This is a genomic window from Cryobacterium suzukii (assembly GCF_004403185.1).
GTDB classification, from domain to species: domain Bacteria; phylum Actinomycetota; class Actinomycetes; order Actinomycetales; family Microbacteriaceae; genus Cryobacterium; species Cryobacterium suzukii.
The window spans coordinates 135,023-152,958 of sequence record NZ_SOHJ01000009.1 but is presented as its reverse complement, the minus strand read 5'-3'; the positions used below and the strand labels follow the sequence as shown (position 1 = coordinate 152,958).

The following is a 17,936-nucleotide window of genomic DNA, read 5'->3' as shown; positions in this document are numbered from 1 at the left end:
ATCGGCCTCCAGCCGATGGTGTCACCCCGCAGGGCTCCCGGAACTGCTATCTAACTGTGCTTATTTAAGTGCGTGTACTCAGGCAAATCTTGAAGCGACGAGTCGCGACGGGATTTAACCCTGGCGCTGCTTGTGACGCGGGTTCTCGCAGATGACCATCACGTTGCCGTTACGGCGGATGACCTTGCACTTGTCACAGATCTTTTTGACGCTGGGCTTGACCTTCATGGTGATTCCTTGTTTTTCGCTGTCTTCGTACCCTCGGGATGCCGAGGGCCGTTACTTACAGCAGCCGTTACTTGTAGCGGTAGACGATCCGGCCACGGGTCAGATCGTAAGGACTCAACTCAACGATCACGCGGTCCTCCGGGAGGATGCGGATGTAGTGCTGACGCATCTTGCCCGAGATGTGGGCAAGAACTCGGTGGCCGTTTGACAGCTCAACGCGAAACATCGCGTTGGGCAGAGCTTCGACTACTGCGCCCTCAATTTCGATGACACCGTCTTTTTTGGCCATACCCTCACTGTCGCTCTGTATTGATTGCTGGTCATTGCTGGATTGATGTACGGACACGCCCGAAAAGGGCGACACCAGACACCAAGGATCAATCTTATGGTATGAGATTGCCTTTTGGCAATTCAGTCCTATAATCGCCCGGATGCGTGCGGGTCGCGGTACCCATCCGCTGCTCCGGTGCGGCTAAGGAATCGGAACGGGCACGATGCCGAATTGGGCCAGACCGGCAGCCCCACCGTCGTCGGCAGTGAGCACCCAGATGCCGTCCTGGTGCACGGCGACGCTGTGTTCCCAGTGCGCTGCCGCCTTGCCGTCGCTCGTCGCGACGGTCCAGTCGTCTTCGCGGGTGTAGGTGTCGATCGACCCGAGCACGACCATCGGCTCGATGGCTACCACGAGCCCCGGCTTCACGGCTGGCCCCTTCTGGCGCACGCGGTAGTTGAACACGGGCGGATCTTCGTGCATGGACCGGCCGATGCCGTGGCCGACATAATCCGTCAGAATGCCGTAGCTGCCCTGCGACTCCACATAGTCCTCAATGGCTTCGCCAACCTCGTTGAGGTGGCGGGCGGTGTGCAGGCGCGCGATGCCGTGCCACAGCGACTGCTCGGTCACGTTGGAGAGCTTCTGGCGTTCCGCCACGAGATCGGGGCGCGTCGCGTCGGGCAGCACGAAGCTGAACGCGGCGTCACCGTTCCAACCCTCGATGATCGCGCCGCTATCGATCGACACGATGTCACCGGCACCCAGGCGGCGAGCGGAGGGGATGCCGTGCACGACGTCATCGTTCACCGACGCGCACACGGTGTGGTGGTATCCCTGTTCCAGCTTGAAGTTGGGCTTGCCACCGAGGGCGACGATGGCCGCCTCAGCCGCAGCATCAAGGTCGAGCGTTGTCGCCCCGACAACCATTGCCGCGCGGGCCGCAGCCAGCGACGCCGCGGTGGCTAGGCCGGGTGCCACCATGAGGCGCAGCTGGGCCGGATTCTTGTAGATGGAACGTCGAAGACTCACTGATTTCCTACAAACTAGCTCCGAACAGGGGAGCGATATTTTTATGGTTGTTCACATGATGATGGGCCGAGCCGCAAGGCCCGGCCCGAAACGGTGGAACGGGGTTAGAGCGTGGTAGGGCTGGCGCGCAGACCACGTTCGGCCAGCGCGGTGAGAATGCGGTCTGTGACGACCTCAACGGCGCCGAGTCCGTCGATCGTGACGACGAGGCCGCGGGCGCTGTAGACATCAATCAACGGAGCGGTCTGCTCGGCGTAGACGTCCAGGCGGTGGCGGATGACGTCGGCCGTGTCGTCGGCGCGGCCTTGCTCGGCGGCACGCTTGAGCAGCCGGGCGACAACTTCGTCGGTGTCGGCCGTGATCAGCACGACGACATCCAACTGCGTGCCCTCAGCAACGAGAAGACGGTCGAGCTCAGCGACCTGATCGGTCGTGCGCGGGTACCCGTCGAGCAGAAAGCCGCTCGCGGCATCCGCTTCTTTCAGTCGGTCTGCGACGATCGCGTTGGTGAGGGTATCCGGCACGTAGGCGCCAGCATCCATGTACGACTTGACCTCGAGTCCGAGCGGGGTCTCGTTGGTCACGTTGTATCGAAAGATGTCCCCGGTGGAAATTGCAGGAATAGCAAAAGCGAGAGCAAGGCGCTCGGCCTGGGTACCCTTGCCCGCACCGGGTGGGCCGATCAACAGTAAGCGCGTCATTTGAGAAGCCCCTCATAGTGTCGCTGTTGCAGTTGTGAGTCGATCTGCTTGACCGTCTCGAGCCCCACGCCGACGATGATGAGAATGCTCGCGCCGCCGAACGGGAAGTTCTGGTCGGCACCGACAACCGAGAATGCGACAAGCGGAATCAGTGCGATCAGGCCCAGATAGAGCGAGCCTGGAAGGGTGATGCGCGTCAGCACGAAGTCGAGGTACTCGGCGGTCGGGCGGCCAGCCCGAATGCCGGGAATGAACCCACCGTACTTCTTCATGTTGTCGGCGACTTCTTCAGGGTTGAACGTGATGGCCACGTAGAAGTAGGTGAAACCAATGATGAGCAAGAAATACATGGCCATGTACAGCGGCTGATCGCCACCGGTGAGGTTCTGCGAGATCCACACCACCCAGGCGGGGGCTTCAACGCCCGCTGCCGGTTGGTTGAACTGCGCCAGCAGGGCCGGTAGATACAGCAGCGAGGAGGCGAAGATCACGGGAATCACGCCGGCCATGTTGACCTTGATCGGAATGTACGTGTTGTTGCCGCCGTAGGTGCGTCGCCCAACCATGCGTTTGGCGTACTGCACGGGAATTCTTCGTTGCGATTGCTCAACGAAGACGACGCCGGCGACCACCAGAACGCCGACGATCAGCACGATGATGAGGGTATCGGGTCCCTGCTGCTGGCCGATAGCGCTGAGCGAGCCGGGAAACAGCGCCGCGATCGAGATGAAGATCATGAGTGACATGCCGTTGCCGACGCCGCGCTCGGTGACGAGCTCACCCATCCACATGATGACGCCGGTGCCGGCGGTCATTGTGATGACCATGAGCATGATGGCGTACCAGGCGTCGTTGGTGATCAGCTGCGTGCATTCGGTGCTGGCGGACGTACCGAACAGGGCGCCGCTGCGCGCCACCGTGATGAGCGTGGTCGACTGCAGAATGCCCAGGGCGATCGTCAGGTAGCGGGTGTACTGGGTCAGGGTGCTCTGGCCCGAGGCACCTTCCTTGTACAGGGTGTCAAAGTGCGGGATGACCACGCGCAGCAACTGCACGATGATCGAGGCCGTGATGTACGGCATGATTCCGAGTGCAAAGACACTCAACTGGAGCAAAGCGCCACCGCTGAAGAGGTTGACGAGCTCGTAGAGGCCGCTCGTGCCCTGGTTGGCTGCGAGACACAACTGCACGTTGGCGAAGTCCACGAATGGCGTCGGAACGAACGAGCCCAAGCGGAACAGAGCAATGATGCCCAGGGTGAAGCCGATCTTCTTGCGAAGGTCGGGTGTGCGGAAGATCCGCGCAATGGCGCTGAACAAAAAGGCCTCCAGATTTTTACGCAGATCGACAGTGCAGATCGATATAGAGCGGCAACTCGACTTAAAACGATCGAGCTTGTCGAATCACACCAAACGATTTACTCGATTGACGGATTCGACAAGCTCGACTGAGCGTCTACGGACTTACTTTACAGATCCACCCGCGGCGACAATTTTCTGCTCAGCTGAAGCAGAGACCTTGTCGACCGTCACGTTCAGCTTAACGGTAATGTCACCGGTTCCGAGAACCTTGACTTTTTCGTTGTCACGAACTGCACCCTTGGCGATCAGGCTGGCGATGGTGACATCGCCGCCGTCCGGGTAAAGCAGTTCGAGCTTTTCCAGGTTGACAACCTGGTACTCGACGCGGAACGGGTTCTTGAATCCACGCAGTTTCGGGGTGCGCATGTGCAGAGGCATCTGCCCACCCTCAAAGCCGACGCGCACGCTGTAGCGTGCCTTCGTGCCCTTGGTGCCTCGACCCGCAGTCTTACCCTTGGATCCTTCACCACGGCCAACGCGCTGGCGGGCCTTCTTCGCTCCGGGCGCCGGGCGAAGGTGGTGTACCTTCAGCACGTGCTCGCGGGGCTCAGTAGGCTCCGCTGCAACAGCGGCCTTCTTCGGTGCAGCAGCCTTTTTAGGGGCAGCAGCCTTTTTGGGGGCAGCGGCCTTTTTTGTGGCAGGCTTGTCGGCTACTTTGGTAGCTTCCTTCTCGTCAGCCATTAGTCAATCTCCTCGACCTTTACGAGGTGAGCGACGGTGTTGACGTAGCCACGGTTCTGCGAGTTGTCCTCGCGGATCGTGACGGCGCCAATGCGTCGAAGACCCAGGCTGCGAAGAGTGTCGCGCTGGTTCTGCTTCTCACTAATTTTGGACTTGATCTGTGTGATCTTCAGCTGGGCCATCAGGCACCTGCCTTCGCGGTTGCAGCCGCTGCAGCTGCAGCAGCGTCGGCACGAAGAAAACGAGCCGGAGCAACGTCTTCGTAGGCGAGGCCGCGGCGGGCCGCAACCGCACGCGGCTCTTCGAGCTGGTGCAGTGCCTCAACCGTGGCGTGCACGATGTTGATGGTGTTCGACGAACCGAGCGACTTGCTCAGCACGTCGTGGATGCCAGCGCATTCGAGTACGGCGCGCACCGGGCCACCGGCGATAACGCCGGTACCTGCTGCTGCCGGACGAAGCAGAACGACGCCGGCTGCGGCCTCACCCTGCACGGGGTGCGGGATGGTCAGGCCAACGCGAGGAACGCGGAAGAAGTTCTTCTTTGCCTCTTCAACGCCCTTGGAGATAGCGGTCGGGACCTCGCGGGCCTTACCGTATCCAACGCCGACCAGGCCGTTACCGTCACCGACGACGACGAGAGCGGTGAAGCTGAAGCGACGACCACCCTTGACGACCTTCGATACACGGTTAATGGTGACGACGCGCTCCAGGAACTGGCTCTTGTCGGCATCGCGGCTTCCGCGGTCCTTGTTCGGGTTGCGCTCACGTCCACCACGACGAGCCTCGCGAGGCTCGTTCTGCGGCGGGGTGGTGGAGGCAGCGGTTTCAACCGGCGCCTCGGCAACGGCAGCAACAGGTGCTGTGGTTTCGATCTTTTCAGTGCTCACAGGTTCAATCCACCCTCTCGAGCTCCTTCAGCGATGGCTGCGACGCGTCCTGCGTACTTGCTGCCACCACGGTCAAATACAACGGCTTCGATGCCGGCGGCTTTCGCACGCTCAGCAACAAGCTCACCGACCTTGCGGGCCTTGGCGGTCTTGTCACCATCGAAGGTGCGCAAGTCCGTTTCGAGCGTGGATGCCGACGCAAGGGTGAAACCCTTGCTGTCGTCGACGACCTGCACGAATACGTGGCGAGCGGAGCGCGTGACGACGAGGCGCGGGCGAAGCGCCGTTCCCTCGATCTTCTTACGAAGACGTGTGTGACGACGTCCGCGGGCTGCGGCCTTGCTCTTGCCTCTAGTTCCGAGTCCCATGGTTACTTACCGCTCTTTCCGGCCTTGCGGCGAACAATCTCGCCGGCGTAACGCACACCCTTGCCCTTGTAGGGCTCTGGCTTGCGAATCTTACGGATGTTGGCGGCAACCTCGCCGACGGCCTGCTTGTCGATTCCGCTGACCGTGAGCTTGTTGACGCTCTCAACGGTCAAAACGATTCCAACGGGCGGCTCGACGACGACCGGGTGCGAGAAGCCGAGGGCGAACTCAACAGAGGTGCCCTTCTGCGCCGCGCGGTAACCGGTACCGACGATTTCAAGTCCCTTGGTGTAACCAACGGTTACGCCGATGATCTGGTTGTTGATCAGGGTGCGGGTCAGACCGTGCAGCGAACGCGACTGGCGCTCGTCGTTCGGACGGGTGACGAGAACGTGACCGTCCTCGATCGACACCGAGATGGGGTTGGAAACAACGAGCGCGAGCTCGCCCTTCGGGCCCTTGACGGAGACGGCCTGGCCGTCAGCCACAACCGTTACCCCAGCGGGGATCGGGATGGGGAGTCTTCCAATACGTGACATTCTCAGTTACCACACGTAGGCGAGAACTTCTCCGCCTACGCCCTTCTTCTCAGCCTGGCGGTCGGTGAGCAGACCGCTGGAGGTGGACAGGATGGCAACGCCGAGGCCGCCGAGAACCGTGGGGATCTCGGTCGACTTTGCGTACACGCGCAGGCCGGGCTTGGAAACCCGCTTGATGCCTACGATGGAACGCTCGCGGTTCGGACCGAACTTGAGGTCCAGCGTGAGGGTCTTGCCTACTGTTGCATCCTTGACGGTCCAGGCGGAGATGTAACCCTGAGCCTTGAGGATGTCAGCGATGTGCGCTTTCAATTTGCTATGCGGCATGGACACGGTGTCGTGGTACGCCGAGTTCGCGTTGCGCAGTCTGGTCAGCATGTCTGCGACCGGATCTGTCATTGTCATTTTGTGGTGCCTTTCTCGCCTGGTTTCGCCCATCCGTTACACGAATGACGACCTGTGGTGGTGGGGAAACCGATCGGTTGATCGGCTTCCGGGGTGAAAATCTATGTGCGCCCGGTGTTTACCTGCTCAGCGGGCGGTACCAACCTGGGTTGGGAGCCTGCTTAGCGCAAGCTCCCAACTCTAGTTGAATTTGTTACTTGACGTCGTCCGTCTTGAACGGGAAGCCGAGCGCCTTGAGAAGCGCGCGACCCTCGTCGTTGGTCTTCGCAGTCGTGACGACCGTGATGTCCATACCGCGAACGCGGTCGATGCGGTCCTGGTCGATCTCGTGGAACATGACCTGCTCGGTCAGACCGAAGGTGTAGTTGCCCGCACCGTCGAACTGCTTGTCGGACAGACCGCGGAAGTCACGGATACGAGGAAGGGCCAGGCTGAGCAGCCGGTCCAGGAACTCCCACATGCGGTCGCCACGAAGAGTGACGTGGGCGCCGATGGGCTGTCCCTCACGCAGTTTGAACTGCGCGATGGACTTGCGAGCCTTGGTGACCTGCGGCTTCTGGCCGGTGATCTTGGTGAGGTCAGAAACCGCACCGTCCATCACCTTGCCGTCGCGTGCTGCTTCTCCGACACCCATGTTGACGACAATCTTCGTCAGGGTGGGGATGCGGTGCACGTTGGTGAAGCCGAGTTCCGTCGAGAGCTTGGCACTGATCTCATCGCGGTACTTCTGCTTCAGACGCGGCAGGGCCTTGACGGGCGCAGCGCCCACAGTGCCTTCAACAACTGCGGTGTCAGTCATTAGAGGTCCTTCCCTGACTTCTTGGCGTAACGGATGCGGACCGTCTTGGTGACGCCGTCCTTCGTTACATCTTCCTGGCGGAAGCCGACGCGGGTCGGCTTCTTGGTCTCCGGGTCGACGATGGCAACGTTGGACACGTGGATGGGGGCTTCGAAGGTCTCGATGCCGCCCGTCTTGGTGCCGCGCTGGGTCTGGCCAACACGAACGTGCTTGGTCACGAAGTTGATGCCCTCAACGAGGACACGGTTCTTCTCGACGTCGACGGAGATGATCTTGCCCTGCTTGCCACGGTCTCCGCCGCGAGCCTGGCTGCGGCCGCTGATGACCTGAACGAGGTCACCCTTTTTGATTCTGGCCATGATTAAATAACCTCCGGTGCCAGCGAGATGATCTTCATGAACTTCTTGTCGCGAAGCTCGCGACCGACCGGTCCGAAGATTCGGGTGCCGCGGGGGTCACCGTCTGCCTTCAAGATCACTGCTGCGTTCTCATCGAACTTGATGTAGGAGCCGTCTGGACGACGGGTCTCCTTCTTGGTGCGAACGATGACAGCTTTGACGATGTCACCCTTCTTGACGTTGCCGCCGGGGATTGCATCCTTGACCGTCGCGACGATGACATCGCCGAGGCCCGCGTAACGGCGGCCGGAGCCACCGAGAACACGGATGGTCAAGAGTTCCTTGGCGCCGCTGTTGTCGGCAACCCTGACTCGTGATTCTTGCTGAAGCACTTTATAACTCCTTTACGTCAAGTAAGCGCGAGGCTTACTTGGCCTTCTCAAGAATCTCGACCAGGCGCCAGCGCTTGGAAGCGCTGAGCGGACGGGTCTCGCTGATCAGGACCAGGTCGCCGATTCCGGCGGAGTTCGCCTCGTCGTGCGCCTTCAGCTTGGATGTACGGCGGATGACCTTGCCGTACAACGGGTGCTTCACGCGGTCTTCGACCACGACAATGATGGTTTTGTTCATCTTGTCGCTGGTCACGTAACCACGCAGCGTCTTGCGGTAACCGCGTACGAGCTCGGTGGCTTCGCCCGCGACGACCGTTTCGTCAGTCTTCGCCATGACTAGGCCTCCTTCGTCTCGACGGCCTCGGCTGCAGCGTCATCGGTGGACTCCACTGCGGCTTTGGCCTTCTTGGTCTTCTTTTCGGCCTTCTCAGCCTTGGCCGGAGCCGGGGCTGCGACGGGCGTGGCACGAATGCCCAGCTCGCGCTCACGGAGAACCGTGTAGATACGAGCGATGTCGCGCTTGACCGCGCGGAGGCGGCCGTGGCTCTCAAGCTGACCGGTGGCCGACTGGAAGCGCAGGTTGAACAGCTCTTCCTTGGCCTTCTTCAGCTCTTCGAACAGCTTTTCATTGTCAAAAGTATCGAGCTCGACTGGGGCGAGCTCCTTGGTTCCGATCGCCATTATGCGTCGCCCTCCTCGCGCTTGATGATGCGTGCCTTGAGGGGCAGCTTGTGAATTGCGCGGGTCAGCGCCTCTTTCGCAACGGCGTCGGTGACACCGCTGAGCTCGAACAGAACGCGACCCGGCTTGACGTTGGCAACCCACCACTCGACCGAACCCTTACCGGAACCCATGCGGGTTTCGGCCGGCTTCTTGGTCAGCGGGCGGTCGGGGTAGATGTTGATCCACACCTTCCCGCCACGCTTGATGTGACGCGTCATGGCGATACGAGCGGACTCGATCTGACGGTTGGTCACATAAGCGGGGGTCAGCGCCTGGATGCCGTACTCACCGAAGGACACCGTGGTGCCACCGGTAGCGTGGCCGGTGCGACCCGGGTGGTGCTGCTTGCGGTGCTTGACTCTACGTGGAATCAACATTATTTAGCCTCAACTCCTGCTGCGACCGGTGCCGCTGCCGGAGCATCTGCACGAGGTGCACGGCGCGGTCGATCGTCACGACGCTCGGGGCGGGACGACTTAGCGTTGGCCTGCTCGCGAGCGAGTTCCTTGTTGGTGATGTCGCCCTTGTAGATCCAGACCTTCACGCCGATACGGCCGAAGGTGGTCTTGGCTTCGTAGAAGCCGTAGTCGATGTTCGCACGCAGGGTGTGCAGTGGCACACGACCTTCGCGGTAGAACTCGCTGCGGCTCATCTCGGCGCCACCCAGACGACCGGACACCTGGATGCGAACACCCTTGGCGCCGGCGCGCTGTGCGCCCTGCAGGCCCTTACGCATCGCGCGGCGGAATGCCACACGTGCGGAAAGCTGCTCGGCAATACCCTGCGCGACGAGCTGGGCATCCTGCTCGGGGTTCTTGACCTCGAGGATGTTCAGCTGGATCTGCTTGGCGGTGAGCTTCTCAAGGTCAGAGCGGATGCGCTCGGCCTCCGCGCCGCGGCGACCAATCACAATGCCCGGACGGGCAGTGTGAATGTCAACGCGAACACGGTCACGAGTGCGCTCGATCTCGATACGGCTGACGCCGGCACGGTCAAGGCTGGTGCTCAGCAGGCGACGGATCTTGACGTCTTCTGCAACAAAGTCAGCGTAACGCTGACCCGGCTTGGTCGAGTCGGAGAACCAACGCGATACGTGATCGGTGGTGATTCCCAGACGGAAGCCATAGGGATTTACTTTCTGACCCATTACTTCGTACCCTCCTCAGGAGTGGTGAGCACAACCGTGATGTGGCTGGTGCGCTTCTTGATTTCGAATGCGCGACCCTGGGCACGAGCCTGGAAACGCTTGAGGGTCGTACCCTCGTCAACGAATGCCCGGCTGATGAACAGGTCCTGCTCGTCCAGATACGTGTTGGCTGCATCTGCCTTGACCCGGGCGTTGGCGATGGCCGAGGCCACCAGCTTGTACACCGGATCGCTCGCGCCCTGGGGCGCAAACTTCAGAATTCCCAGCGCTTCGTGCGCCTGCTTGCCGCGGATCATGTTGACAACGCGACGAGCCTTCTGGGGGGTAACGCGGATGTGACGCACGCGTGCGATCGACTCCACCATTTCTTCTCCTCCTTCACGTCACCGCGTTAGCGGCGACGGCCCTTCTTGTCGTCCTTCACGTGTCCACGGAAGGTGCGGGTAGGTGCAAACTCACCGAGCTTGTGACCGACCATGCTCTCGGTGACGAACACCGGGATGTGCTTGCGTCCGTCGTGCACTGCGATGGTGTGTCCGAGCATGTCGGGGATGATCATCGAGCGGCGCGACCAGGTCTTGATTACGTTCTTGCTCTTGGCTTCGTTCGCCGCGAACACCTTGCGAAGCAGGTGGTCGTCAACGAAGGGGCCTTTCTTAAGACTTCTTGGCATCGTCTACTCCTACTTACGCTTCTTGCCGACGGTACGGCGACGAACAATGAGCTTGTCGCTTTCCTTATTCGGGTGGCGGGTGCGCCCTTCCTTCTGGCCCCAGGGGCTGACGGGGTGACGTCCACCGGACGTCTTACCCTCACCACCACCGTGCGGGTGATCGACCGGGTTCATGGCAACACCACGAACGGTCGGGCGAACGCCTTTCCAGCGCATACGTCCGGCCTTGCCCCAGTTGATGTTCGACTGCTCGGCGTTGCCGACCTCGCCGATCGTCGCGCGGCAGCGAGCATCCACGTTGCGGATTTCACCAGACGGCAGACGAAGCTGGGCGTAGACGCCCTCCTTCGCGACGAGACGAACCGACGAACCGGCGGAGCGGGCCATCTTGGCGCCACCACCCGGACGCAGCTCGATCGCGTGAATGATGGTACCGGTGGGGATGTTCTTCAACGGCAGGTTGTTACCGGGCTTGATGTCAGCCCCGGCTCCCGACTCGATGATGTCGCCCTGGCTGAGCTTGTTCGGCGCGATGATGTAACGCTTCGTGCCGTCGATGAAGTGCAGGAGCGCGATACGCGCCGTGCGGTTCGGGTCGTATTCAATTTCAGCGACGCGGGCGTTGACGCCGTCCTTGTCGTTGCGCTTGAAGTCGATCACGCGGTACTGGCGCTTGTGGCCACCACCGATGTGACGGGTCGTGATACGGCCCTGGTTGTTACGTCCACCGGTCTTGGAGAGCGGACGCAGAAGCGACTTCTCCGGGGTGGAACGCGTGATTTCCGCGAAGTCAGCAACGGATGAACCGCGCCGACCCGGGGTCGTGGGCTTGTACTTACGAATAGCCATTAGTTATCCCTCTGCCTGTCGCTTAGCCGACGGCCGTGAAGATGTCGATGGAGCCAGACTTGAGCGTGACAATGGCACGCTTGGTGTCCTTGCGCTTGCCCATGCCGAACTTGGTGCGGCGAGTCTTGCCCACGCGGTTCAGGGTGTTGATCGAAGCGACCTGCACCTTGAAGATCTTTTCGATCGCGAGCTTGATCTCCGTCTTGTTCGAGCGGGGGTCAACGATGAAGGTGTACTTACCCTCGTCAATCAGGCCATAGCTCTTCTCAGAGACAACCGGAGAGATGATGATGTCGCGGGGGTCCTTGTTGGTCGCGATAGGCATTATGCGGCCACCTCTTCCTTCTTGGTCTTGCTCTCCACGAACGCGTTGAACGCGCCGGTGGTGAAGACGATGTCGTCGCTGACGAGCACGTCATAAGCGTTGAGCTGATCCCACGAGAGGATGTGCACCGTCGGGATGTTGCGAATGCTTCGCAACGTGGTCTCGTCGGTACGCTCGAGGACAACCAGCACGTGCTTGCTCGTGGCGATCTGCGTGAGCAGCTCCAGGGCAACCTTGGTGTTGGGGGTCTCCGCCGTGAACAGTGCCTCGACGATGTGCAGGCGGCCACCGCGGGCGCGGTCGCTCAGTGCACCCTTGAGGGCTGCGGCGATCATCTTTTTCGGGGTGCGCTGGTCGTAGCTGCGCGGGGTCGGTCCGTGGACGATTCCACCACCGGTCATCTGAGGAGCGCGGATCGAGCCCTGACGAGCGCGACCGGTTCCTTTCTGCTTGAACGGCTTGCGGCCGGCACCGGAAACTTCTCCACGGCGCTTGACCTTGCTCGTTCCCTGGCGTGCGGCAGCGAGCTGCGCAACAACAACCTGGTGGATGAGAGGAATGTTGGCTGGAACGTCGAAGAGTTCGTCGGGAAGCTCAGCTGAGCCTGCCTTCTTGCCCTTGGCGTCAATGATGTCGAGTGCTGTAGCCATGGTGACTAGGCTCCCTTCACTGCGTTGCGAACGAATACGAGGCGGCCACGAGCACCGGGAACGGCACCCTTGACGAGCATGAGGCCCTTGTCGGCGTCAATAGCGTGCACCTTGAGGTTCAGTACGGTTACGCGCTCGCCACCCATACGACCGGCCATGCGCATGCCCTTGAAGACACGGCTCGGGGTCGAGGAAGCACCGATAGAACCGGGCTTGCGGTGGTTACGGTGCGAACCGTGAGAGGAGGAGACACCCTTGAAGTTGTGACGCTTCATAACACCGGCGAAACCCTTACCCTTGCTGGTGCCCATGACATCAACCTTGGTGCCGGCAACGAAAACACCGTCAACGGTGAGCTCCTGGCCCAGGTTGTAGTCAGCGGCATCCGCGGTGCGGAGCTCGGTGATGTGGCGACGAGGCGTGACGCCGGCTTTGTCGAAGTGACCGGCAAGGGGCTTGTTGACCTTGCGCGGGTCGATCGGGCCAGCGGCGATCTGAACGCCGTTGTAGCCATCCACTGCCTTGGTGCGAATCTGCGTGACAACGTTCGGCGCGATCTCGATGACGGTAACGGGAACAAGCTTGTTGTTCTCGTCCCACACCTGGGTCATGCCGAGCTTCTTGCCGAGGAGACCCTTGGTGGTCTTGGTATCGGAGTAAGACATCGCGGGCCCTAGAGCTTGATCTCGATGTTGACGTCGGCCGGAAGGTCGAGGCGCATAAGCGAGTCAACAGCCTTCGGGGTCGGGTCAATGATGTCGATCAGGCGCTTGTGGGTGCGCATTTCAAAGTGCTCCCGGCTGTCCTTGTACTTGTGAGGCGAACGGATGACACACACCACGTTCTTCTCGGTCGGAAGCGGCACCGGGCCGACGACTGTAGCGCCCGCACGGGTCACTGTGTCGACGATCTTGCGCGCCGAAATGTCGATGACCTCGTGGTCATACGACTTAAGTCGAATGCGGATCTTCTGTCCCGCCATGTCGAACTCTCTCTCTGTCGAGGCGTCTTACAGACAACGGCAGGATTTGCCGAGGTTGCATTGGACGCCGTAGTAGCACTGCTGCCATTAGCACCACTGTTCATATGTCAATTTCGATTCACGCCAAATAAACGACGCTCATCGTCAACGTCGACTCCCAGAAGCAGAACCTGGGGGACGGCACGGTTTTACCCACGCCGACCAGATCGTTGATTTGTACTTCGCTCTGCTCCCTGCGGCCTAGCCTGCAATCTGCGCTCATCCGACAATGTGTTTTTCGAATGAGCGTGACGCGACTATGCACTGCCTGGCAGTGATTCCGGCGACGCGTAGCGCACGCCGAAAGTGTTGAACTAGAAGAGTCTGCCACACAGTTGGCACTTCATGCAACCCGGGCGTGTCGCGCTCGGCGTGTCGCCCAGCTGTGCAGACGAAGGCCCGCGACCAGCCGACCGTGGGCATCGGCGTTCCTGCGACTGGGGCGGCTAACCCGAGGTGACTCCGGCGGCGACGCGCGGGCTCTGGTCGGGGCAGCTCTTGGCGGTGGATTCGGTAAGAACGCGCTGGGCCATAATCTGTCGCGATTGGTCAGACAAACCGGTAGTCGGATATTCAGCAAGCACCTCGTCGATGATCTCGGGAATCGTCAGGGAGGCATACTTCGTGAGGCTGTCGCAGACCAGCACGCTGTACACACTGACGGTACTCGCCACCATATTGTCGAGAACCTGCTGTTCAGACTGAGCGGTAGGCGTTGGCGTGACGATCGGCGATGGAGCGAGAGCCGGCGCCACCTGGGCGATCGCGGATTGGGCGACGGGAGCAGGCCAGACCAGGCGTGGCACGATCACCACGGCGAGGACGGCGATGACGACAACAGCAATCCCCAACAGGATGCGCATTTCCAGTTTCGTTCTCTGCATGGGCAGACCATAACCGGATATTGCGATTCGTGCCTGGCCGTAGGCGTCCATCGACATCCGCTGGCAAATATGGAGACACGCACGCAGGGTGCAAAAAAGGGGCCGAGCCCGAAGGCCCGACCCCTTTTCAGAGATCGAAGTAGAAAAGACTACTTGATGATCTTGGTCACCGTGCCGGCGCCGACGGTGCGGCCACCTTCACGGATAGCGAAGCCGAGGCCCTCTTCCATGGCGATCGGCTGAATCAGCGCGACAGTCAGGTCGGTGGTGTCGCCAGGCATAACCATCTCGGTGCCCTCGGGCAACGTGATGACGCCGGTGACGTCCGTGGTGCGGAAGTAGAACTGCGGGCGGTAGTTCGCGTAGAACGGGTTGTGACGGCCACCCTCGTTCTTGCTGAGGATGTACGCGGTGCCCTCGAAGTCGGTGTGCGGCGTAACCGAACCCGGCTTGACGACGACCTGGCCGCGCTCAACGTCTTCGCGCTTGGTGCCACGAAGAAGAAGTCCACAGTTCTCGCCGGCCCAAGCCTCGTCGAGCTGCTTGTGGAACATCTCAATACCGGTAACCGTGGTCTTCTGCGTCGGGCGGATGCCGACGATCTCGATCTCGGAGTTGATCTTGAGGGTTCCACGCTCGGCGCGGCCCGTTACAACGGTGCCACGGCCGGTGATCGTGAAGACGTCCTCGATCGGCATCAAGAACGGCTTGTCCTTGTCGCGGATCGGGTCCGGAATGAAATCGTCAACAGCCTTCATGAGCTCAAGGATGTTACCGGTCCACTTCTCGTCGCCTTCAAGCGCCTTGAGAGCAGAGACCTGGATAACGGGGGCGTTGTCGCCATCGAAACCCTGGCTGGAGAGAAGTTCACGAACTTCGAGCTCGACGAGCTCCATGATCTCTTCGTCGTCAACCATGTCGGCCTTGTTCAGCGCGACGAGCAGGGTCGGAACGCCGACCTGCTTGGCGAGAAGAACGTGCTCACGGGTCTGAGCCATCGGGCCGTCAGTAGCAGCAACCACGAGGATTGCGCCGTCCATCTGAGCAGCACCGGTGATCATGTTCTTGATGTAGTCAGCGTGGCCCGGAGCATCGACGTGCGCATAGTGACGCTTGTCGGTCTCGTATTCAACATGCGAAATGTTGATCGTGATGCCGCGCTGGCGTTCTTCCGGAGCCGAGTCAATCGACGCGAAGTCGCGCTGAACGTTGATCTTGGACGGGAACTTATCGGCAAGAACCTTGGAGATCGCTGCAGTCAGCGTGGTCTTTCCGTGGTCAACGTGACCGATCGTTCCGATGTTTACGTGCGGCTTTGTCCGCTCGAACTTGGCCTTGGCCACTGTGGGTCCTCCTCAGGACTCGCGTGCAAATTCACGGCCGCCGTTATGAGCGGCCGGTATGCGCTGGATGTGTCTACTTATGTTACTAGGGCCAGGTGGCCGAAGCGATTCGGCCCGAAGGCCAGAATGAGGGCTATTCGCCCTTGTTCTTGTTGATGATCTCGTCGGCAACTGCCTTCGGGACCTCCGCATAGCTCTCGAACGTCATCGAGTACACCGCACGGCCTGAGGTCTTCGACCGCAGGTCACCGATGTATCCGAACATCTCCGACAGTGGAACGTGAGCGCGAATTACCTTCACGCCCTGCGCATCCTCCATGGTCTGGATCTGCCCACGACGCGAGTTGAGGTCGCCAATTACGTCACCCATGTATTCCTCAGGGGTACGAACTTCGACGGCCATCAGCGGCTCGAGCAGAACGGGGTTCGCCTTACGAACGGCTTCCTTGAAGCCCATCGAGCCGGCAATCTTGAAGGCCATCTCCGAGGAGTCGACGTCGTGCGCAGCGCCGTCAAGCAGGCTGGCTCGAACGCCCACCATCGGGTAGCCGGCCAGGATGCCTACGCGGAGCGCATCCTGAATTCCAGCATCCACCGAGGGGATGTACTCACGCGGGATGCGGCCACCGGTGACCTTGTTGAGGAACTCGTACGACTTCTCGGCAGTGATTTCCATCGGCTCGATCGCGATCTGAATCTTCGCGAACTGGCCGGATCCACCGGTCTGCTTCTTGTGCGTGTAGTCGTGACGCTCAACGGCCTTGCGGATCGTTTCGCGGTACGCCACCTGGGGCTTGCCGACGTTCGCCTCAACGTTGAATTCACGCTTCATGCGGTCGACGAGGATGTCCAGGTGAAGTTCACCCATTCCCTTGATTACCGTCTGGCCAGTTTCCTGGTTCTGCTCGGTACGGAAGGTGGGGTCTTCTTCGGCGAGCTTCTGAATAGCAAGGCCCAGCTTTTCCTGGTCCTGCTTGGTCTTGGGCTCGATAGCGACCTCGATAACCGGGTCAGGGAAAGTCATGGACTCGAGTACGACCTGCTGGTTCGGGTCGCACAGGGTGTCGCCCGTGGTGGTGTCCTTGAGGCCGATGACCGCGTAGATGTGACCGGCGGTGACGAAACCGACCGGGTTCTCCTTGTTGGCGTGCATCTGGAAGATCTTGCCGATGCGCTCCTTCTTGCCCTTGGTCGAGTTGATGACCTGGGCTCCGGAGTCGAGACGGCCCGAGTACACGCGAACGTAGGTGAGGCGACCGAAGAACGGGTGCACCGCAACCTTGAACGCAAGAGCCGTGAACGGCTCCTCGGCGTCGGGGTGACGCATGATGACCTTCTCCTCGTCGCGAACGTCGTGCGCCTCAATGGCGGCCACGTCGAGCGGGGTGGGGAGGTAGTCAACGACAGCGTCGAGCATCGGCTGAACGCCGCGGTTCTTGAACGCAGAACCACAGAGAACCGGGTAGATCTCGCTATTGATGGTGAGCTTGCGGATGGCGCCCTTGATCTCGGCAACCGTCAGTTCTTCGCCGGCGAAGTAACGCTCCATGAGGTCGTCGTCGGTTTCGGCGACGGTCTCGAGCAGAAGCTTGCGGTATTCGGCAGCCTTCTCCACGAGGTCGGCGGGGATCTCTTCGATGGCGTACTTCGAGCCCATCTCCACGTCACCCTTGGAGTCGCCACGCCAGGTCAGCGCACGCATCTGAACGAGGTCAACGACACCCTCGAAGTCAGACTCTGCACCGATCGGCAGCTGGATTACCAGCGGCTTCGCGCCGAGGCGCTTGATGATGGTGTCGACAGTGAAGTAGAAGTCGGCGCCGAGTTTGTCCATCTTGTTGACGAAGCAAATGCGGGGCACGTCGTACTTGTCGGCCTGACGCCACACGGTTTCGGACTGGGGCTCAACGCCCTCCTTGCCGTCGAACACGGCAACGGCACCGTCGAGAACGCGGAGCGAACGCTCCACCTCCACGGTGAAGTCCACGTGTCCGGGGGTGTCGATGATGTTGATCTGGTTGTTGTCCCAGAAACAGGTCGTCGCAGCGGAGGTGATCGTGATGCCACGTTCCTGCTCCTGCGCCATCCAGTCCATCGTCGAGGCGCCGTCGTGGGTCTCGCCGATCTTGTGGTTGACACCCGTGTAGAACAGGATGCGCTCAGTTGTGGTGGTCTTGCCAGCATCAATGTGAGCCATGATGCCGATGTTGCGGACCTTACTCAGGTCGGTGAGCACGTCAAGTGCCACGGGGGTCCTCCGGAAGGGTAGGGGTGGGAATGCGGAACAAGGCAATGAACATCCGCTTTTTCAACGGGC

28 protein-coding genes are annotated in these 17,936 nt (G+C 60.7%); all 28 read right to left on the bottom strand.

The features are described 5' to 3' along the window. Window positions 1-114: 114 nt before the first annotated feature. The 28 genes from rpmJ to fusA all read right to left on the bottom strand — a co-directional run bounded on the left by rpmJ (window position 115) and on the right by fusA (window position 17,867). Complete coding sequence (rpmJ, locus tag E3T39_RS09450; protein ID WP_035834639.1) at window positions 115-228, bottom strand: 50S ribosomal protein L36; 114 nt, start codon at window positions 226-228, stop codon at window positions 115-117. 67 nt (window positions 229-295) lie between these two features. Further along, window positions 296-517, bottom strand: a complete 222-nt coding sequence (gene infA, locus E3T39_RS09445) for a translation initiation factor IF-1 (RefSeq protein WP_035834638.1) — start codon at window positions 515-517, stop codon at window positions 296-298. Between the two features lie 183 nt (window positions 518-700). Further along, window positions 701-1,483: a type I methionyl aminopeptidase gene (gene map / locus E3T39_RS09440; RefSeq protein WP_134514813.1), complete on the bottom strand. Its 783-nt coding sequence runs from the start codon at window positions 1,481-1,483 to the stop codon at window positions 701-703. A 152-nt stretch (window positions 1,484-1,635) separates the two neighbouring features. After that, window positions 1,636-2,232, bottom strand: a complete 597-nt coding sequence (locus E3T39_RS09435) for an adenylate kinase (protein WP_134514679.1) — start codon at window positions 2,230-2,232, stop codon at window positions 1,636-1,638. Then, complete coding sequence (gene secY / locus E3T39_RS09430; RefSeq protein ID WP_134514677.1) at window positions 2,229-3,551, bottom strand: preprotein translocase subunit SecY; 1,323 nt, start codon at window positions 3,549-3,551, stop codon at window positions 2,229-2,231. The genes E3T39_RS09435 and secY overlap by 4 nt, the downstream gene beginning before the upstream one ends. Window positions 3,552-3,695: 144 nt before the next feature. Next, window positions 3,696-4,274: a 50S ribosomal protein L15 gene (gene rplO, locus E3T39_RS09425; protein ID WP_134514675.1), complete on the bottom strand. Its 579-nt coding sequence runs from the start codon at window positions 4,272-4,274 to the stop codon at window positions 3,696-3,698. Beyond that, window positions 4,274-4,456 carry a 50S ribosomal protein L30 gene (rpmD, locus tag E3T39_RS09420; protein ID WP_066597599.1) on the bottom strand — a complete coding sequence of 61 codons (183 nt, stop codon included), beginning with the start codon at window positions 4,454-4,456 and terminating at the stop codon, window positions 4,274-4,276. The genes rplO and rpmD overlap by 1 nt, the downstream gene beginning before the upstream one ends. Next, window positions 4,456-5,163: a 30S ribosomal protein S5 gene (gene rpsE / locus E3T39_RS09415; protein WP_369827303.1), complete on the bottom strand. Its 708-nt coding sequence runs from the start codon at window positions 5,161-5,163 to the stop codon at window positions 4,456-4,458. Before rpsE ends, rpmD begins: the two co-directional genes overlap by 1 nt. Continuing rightward, window positions 5,160-5,531 carry a 50S ribosomal protein L18 gene (gene rplR, locus E3T39_RS09410; RefSeq protein ID WP_092107252.1) on the bottom strand — a complete coding sequence of 124 codons (372 nt, stop codon included), beginning with the start codon at window positions 5,529-5,531 and terminating at the stop codon, window positions 5,160-5,162. Before rplR ends, rpsE begins: the two co-directional genes overlap by 4 nt. A gap of 2 nt (window positions 5,532-5,533) precedes the next feature. After that, window positions 5,534-6,070: a 50S ribosomal protein L6 gene (rplF, locus tag E3T39_RS09405; protein WP_092339429.1), complete on the bottom strand. Its 537-nt coding sequence runs from the start codon at window positions 6,068-6,070 to the stop codon at window positions 5,534-5,536. A gap of 6 nt (window positions 6,071-6,076) precedes the next feature. Then, window positions 6,077-6,475 (bottom strand): 30S ribosomal protein S8, encoded by a 399-nt coding sequence (rpsH, locus tag E3T39_RS09400; RefSeq protein ID WP_092107248.1) that lies wholly within the window; start codon window positions 6,473-6,475, stop codon window positions 6,077-6,079. A gap of 193 nt (window positions 6,476-6,668) precedes the next feature. Beyond that, window positions 6,669-7,274, bottom strand: a complete 606-nt coding sequence (gene rplE, locus E3T39_RS09395) for a 50S ribosomal protein L5 (RefSeq protein ID WP_134514673.1) — start codon at window positions 7,272-7,274, stop codon at window positions 6,669-6,671. Beyond that, window positions 7,274-7,633 carry a 50S ribosomal protein L24 gene (gene rplX / locus E3T39_RS09390; protein ID WP_134514671.1) on the bottom strand — a complete coding sequence of 120 codons (360 nt, stop codon included), beginning with the start codon at window positions 7,631-7,633 and terminating at the stop codon, window positions 7,274-7,276. The genes rplE and rplX overlap by 1 nt, the downstream gene beginning before the upstream one ends. Window positions 7,634-7,635: 2 nt before the next feature. Next, entirely contained in the window at window positions 7,636-8,004 is a 369-nt protein-coding gene (gene rplN / locus E3T39_RS09385) for a 50S ribosomal protein L14 (protein ID WP_092451145.1), read from the bottom strand. A gap of 34 nt (window positions 8,005-8,038) precedes the next feature. After that, window positions 8,039-8,338, bottom strand: coding sequence for a 30S ribosomal protein S17 (gene rpsQ, locus E3T39_RS09380; protein ID WP_035834619.1), 300 nt, complete (start codon window positions 8,336-8,338; stop codon window positions 8,039-8,041). A 2-nt stretch (window positions 8,339-8,340) separates the two neighbouring features. After that, entirely contained in the window at window positions 8,341-8,685 is a 345-nt protein-coding gene (rpmC, locus tag E3T39_RS16595) for a 50S ribosomal protein L29 (RefSeq protein WP_134514669.1), read from the bottom strand. Next, window positions 8,685-9,104, bottom strand: coding sequence for a 50S ribosomal protein L16 (gene rplP, locus E3T39_RS09370; protein ID WP_035880247.1), 420 nt, complete (start codon window positions 9,102-9,104; stop codon window positions 8,685-8,687). Before rplP ends, rpmC begins: the two co-directional genes overlap by 1 nt. Next, on the bottom strand, window positions 9,104-9,874 hold the full coding sequence (gene rpsC / locus E3T39_RS09365; RefSeq protein ID WP_092107240.1) for a 30S ribosomal protein S3: 771 nt from the start codon (window positions 9,872-9,874) through the stop codon (window positions 9,104-9,106). The genes rplP and rpsC overlap by 1 nt, the downstream gene beginning before the upstream one ends. Continuing rightward, window positions 9,874-10,239, bottom strand: coding sequence for a 50S ribosomal protein L22 (rplV, locus tag E3T39_RS09360; protein WP_035880249.1), 366 nt, complete (start codon window positions 10,237-10,239; stop codon window positions 9,874-9,876). Before rplV ends, rpsC begins: the two co-directional genes overlap by 1 nt. 26 nt (window positions 10,240-10,265) lie before the next feature. Next, window positions 10,266-10,547 carry a 30S ribosomal protein S19 gene (gene rpsS / locus E3T39_RS09355; protein WP_092107237.1) on the bottom strand — a complete coding sequence of 94 codons (282 nt, stop codon included), beginning with the start codon at window positions 10,545-10,547 and terminating at the stop codon, window positions 10,266-10,268. Window positions 10,548-10,556: 9 nt separating this feature from the next. Then, complete coding sequence (rplB, locus tag E3T39_RS09350; RefSeq protein WP_092339441.1) at window positions 10,557-11,396, bottom strand: 50S ribosomal protein L2; 840 nt, start codon at window positions 11,394-11,396, stop codon at window positions 10,557-10,559. A 22-nt stretch (window positions 11,397-11,418) separates the two neighbouring features. After that, window positions 11,419-11,721 (bottom strand): 50S ribosomal protein L23, encoded by a 303-nt coding sequence (gene rplW / locus E3T39_RS09345; protein ID WP_134514667.1) that lies wholly within the window; start codon window positions 11,719-11,721, stop codon window positions 11,419-11,421. Beyond that, window positions 11,721-12,371: a 50S ribosomal protein L4 gene (gene rplD, locus E3T39_RS09340; RefSeq protein ID WP_092107231.1), complete on the bottom strand. Its 651-nt coding sequence runs from the start codon at window positions 12,369-12,371 to the stop codon at window positions 11,721-11,723. Before rplD ends, rplW begins: the two co-directional genes overlap by 1 nt. 5 nt (window positions 12,372-12,376) lie before the next feature. Then, entirely contained in the window at window positions 12,377-13,036 is a 660-nt protein-coding gene (gene rplC, locus E3T39_RS09335; RefSeq protein WP_092339443.1) for a 50S ribosomal protein L3, read from the bottom strand. Window positions 13,037-13,044: 8 nt separating this feature from the next. Further along, the gene (rpsJ, locus tag E3T39_RS09330) at window positions 13,045-13,353 is read right to left on the bottom strand and encodes a 30S ribosomal protein S10 (protein ID WP_035834607.1); all 309 of its coding nucleotides are present in this window, start codon (window positions 13,351-13,353) and stop codon (window positions 13,045-13,047) included. A gap of 485 nt (window positions 13,354-13,838) precedes the next feature. Further along, complete coding sequence (locus E3T39_RS09325; protein WP_134514665.1) at window positions 13,839-14,276, bottom strand: hypothetical protein; 438 nt, start codon at window positions 14,274-14,276, stop codon at window positions 13,839-13,841. A gap of 149 nt (window positions 14,277-14,425) precedes the next feature. Continuing rightward, window positions 14,426-15,619, bottom strand: coding sequence for an elongation factor Tu (tuf, locus tag E3T39_RS09320; RefSeq protein ID WP_092107225.1), 1,194 nt, complete (start codon window positions 15,617-15,619; stop codon window positions 14,426-14,428). A gap of 133 nt (window positions 15,620-15,752) precedes the next feature. Beyond that, entirely contained in the window at window positions 15,753-17,867 is a 2,115-nt protein-coding gene (gene fusA, locus E3T39_RS09315; RefSeq protein WP_134514663.1) for an elongation factor G, read from the bottom strand. Window positions 17,868-17,936: the final 69 nt, after the last annotated feature.

Coding starts and splice junctions, on each gene's coding strand:
- rpmJ (WP_035834639.1), bottom strand. CDS start 228: ATGAAGGTCAAGCCCAGCGTCAAAAAGATCTGTGACAAGTGCAAGGTC.
- infA (WP_035834638.1), bottom strand. CDS start 517: ATGGCCAAAAAAGACGGTGTCATCGAAATTGAGGGCGCAGTAGTCGAA.
- map (WP_134514813.1), bottom strand. CDS start 1,483: ATGGTGGCACCCGGCCTAGCCACCGCGGCGTCGCTGGCTGCGGCCCGC.
- E3T39_RS09435 (WP_134514679.1), bottom strand. CDS start 2,232: ATGACGCGCTTACTGTTGATCGGCCCACCCGGTGCGGGCAAGGGTACC.
- rplO (WP_134514675.1), bottom strand. CDS start 4,274: ATGGCTGACGAGAAGGAAGCTACCAAAGTAGCCGACAAGCCTGCCACA.
- rpmD (WP_066597599.1), bottom strand. CDS start 4,456: ATGGCCCAGCTGAAGATCACACAGATCAAGTCCAAAATTAGTGAGAAG.
- rplR (WP_092107252.1), bottom strand. CDS start 5,531: ATGGGACTCGGAACTAGAGGCAAGAGCAAGGCCGCAGCCCGCGGACGT.
- rplF (WP_092339429.1), bottom strand. CDS start 6,070: ATGTCACGTATTGGAAGACTCCCCATCCCGATCCCCGCTGGGGTAACG.
- rpsH (WP_092107248.1), bottom strand. CDS start 6,475: ATGACAATGACAGATCCGGTCGCAGACATGCTGACCAGACTGCGCAAC.
- rplE (WP_134514673.1), bottom strand. CDS start 7,274: ATGACTGACACCGCAGTTGTTGAAGGCACTGTGGGCGCTGCGCCCGTC.
- rplX (WP_134514671.1), bottom strand. CDS start 7,633: ATGGCCAGAATCAAAAAGGGTGACCTCGTTCAGGTCATCAGCGGCCGC.
- rpsQ (WP_035834619.1), bottom strand. CDS start 8,338: ATGGCGAAGACTGACGAAACGGTCGTCGCGGGCGAAGCCACCGAGCTC.
- rpmC (WP_134514669.1), bottom strand. CDS start 8,685: ATGGCGATCGGAACCAAGGAGCTCGCCCCAGTCGAGCTCGATACTTTT.
- rplP (WP_035880247.1), bottom strand. CDS start 9,104: ATGTTGATTCCACGTAGAGTCAAGCACCGCAAGCAGCACCACCCGGGT.
- rpsC (WP_092107240.1), bottom strand. CDS start 9,874: ATGGGTCAGAAAGTAAATCCCTATGGCTTCCGTCTGGGAATCACCACC.
- rplV (WP_035880249.1), bottom strand. CDS start 10,239: ATGGTGGAGTCGATCGCACGCGTGCGTCACATCCGCGTTACCCCCCAG.
- rpsS (WP_092107237.1), bottom strand. CDS start 10,547: ATGCCAAGAAGTCTTAAGAAAGGCCCCTTCGTTGACGACCACCTGCTT.
- rplB (WP_092339441.1), bottom strand. CDS start 11,396: ATGGCTATTCGTAAGTACAAGCCCACGACCCCGGGTCGGCGCGGTTCA.
- rplW (WP_134514667.1), bottom strand. CDS start 11,721: ATGCCTATCGCGACCAACAAGGACCCCCGCGACATCATCATCTCTCCG.
- rplD (WP_092107231.1), bottom strand. CDS start 12,371: ATGGCTACAGCACTCGACATCATTGACGCCAAGGGCAAGAAGGCAGGC.
- rplC (WP_092339443.1), bottom strand. CDS start 13,036: ATGTCTTACTCCGATACCAAGACCACCAAGGGTCTCCTCGGCAAGAAG.
- rpsJ (WP_035834607.1), bottom strand. CDS start 13,353: ATGGCGGGACAGAAGATCCGCATTCGACTTAAGTCGTATGACCACGAG.
- E3T39_RS09325 (WP_134514665.1), bottom strand. CDS start 14,276: ATGCAGAGAACGAAACTGGAAATGCGCATCCTGTTGGGGATTGCTGTT.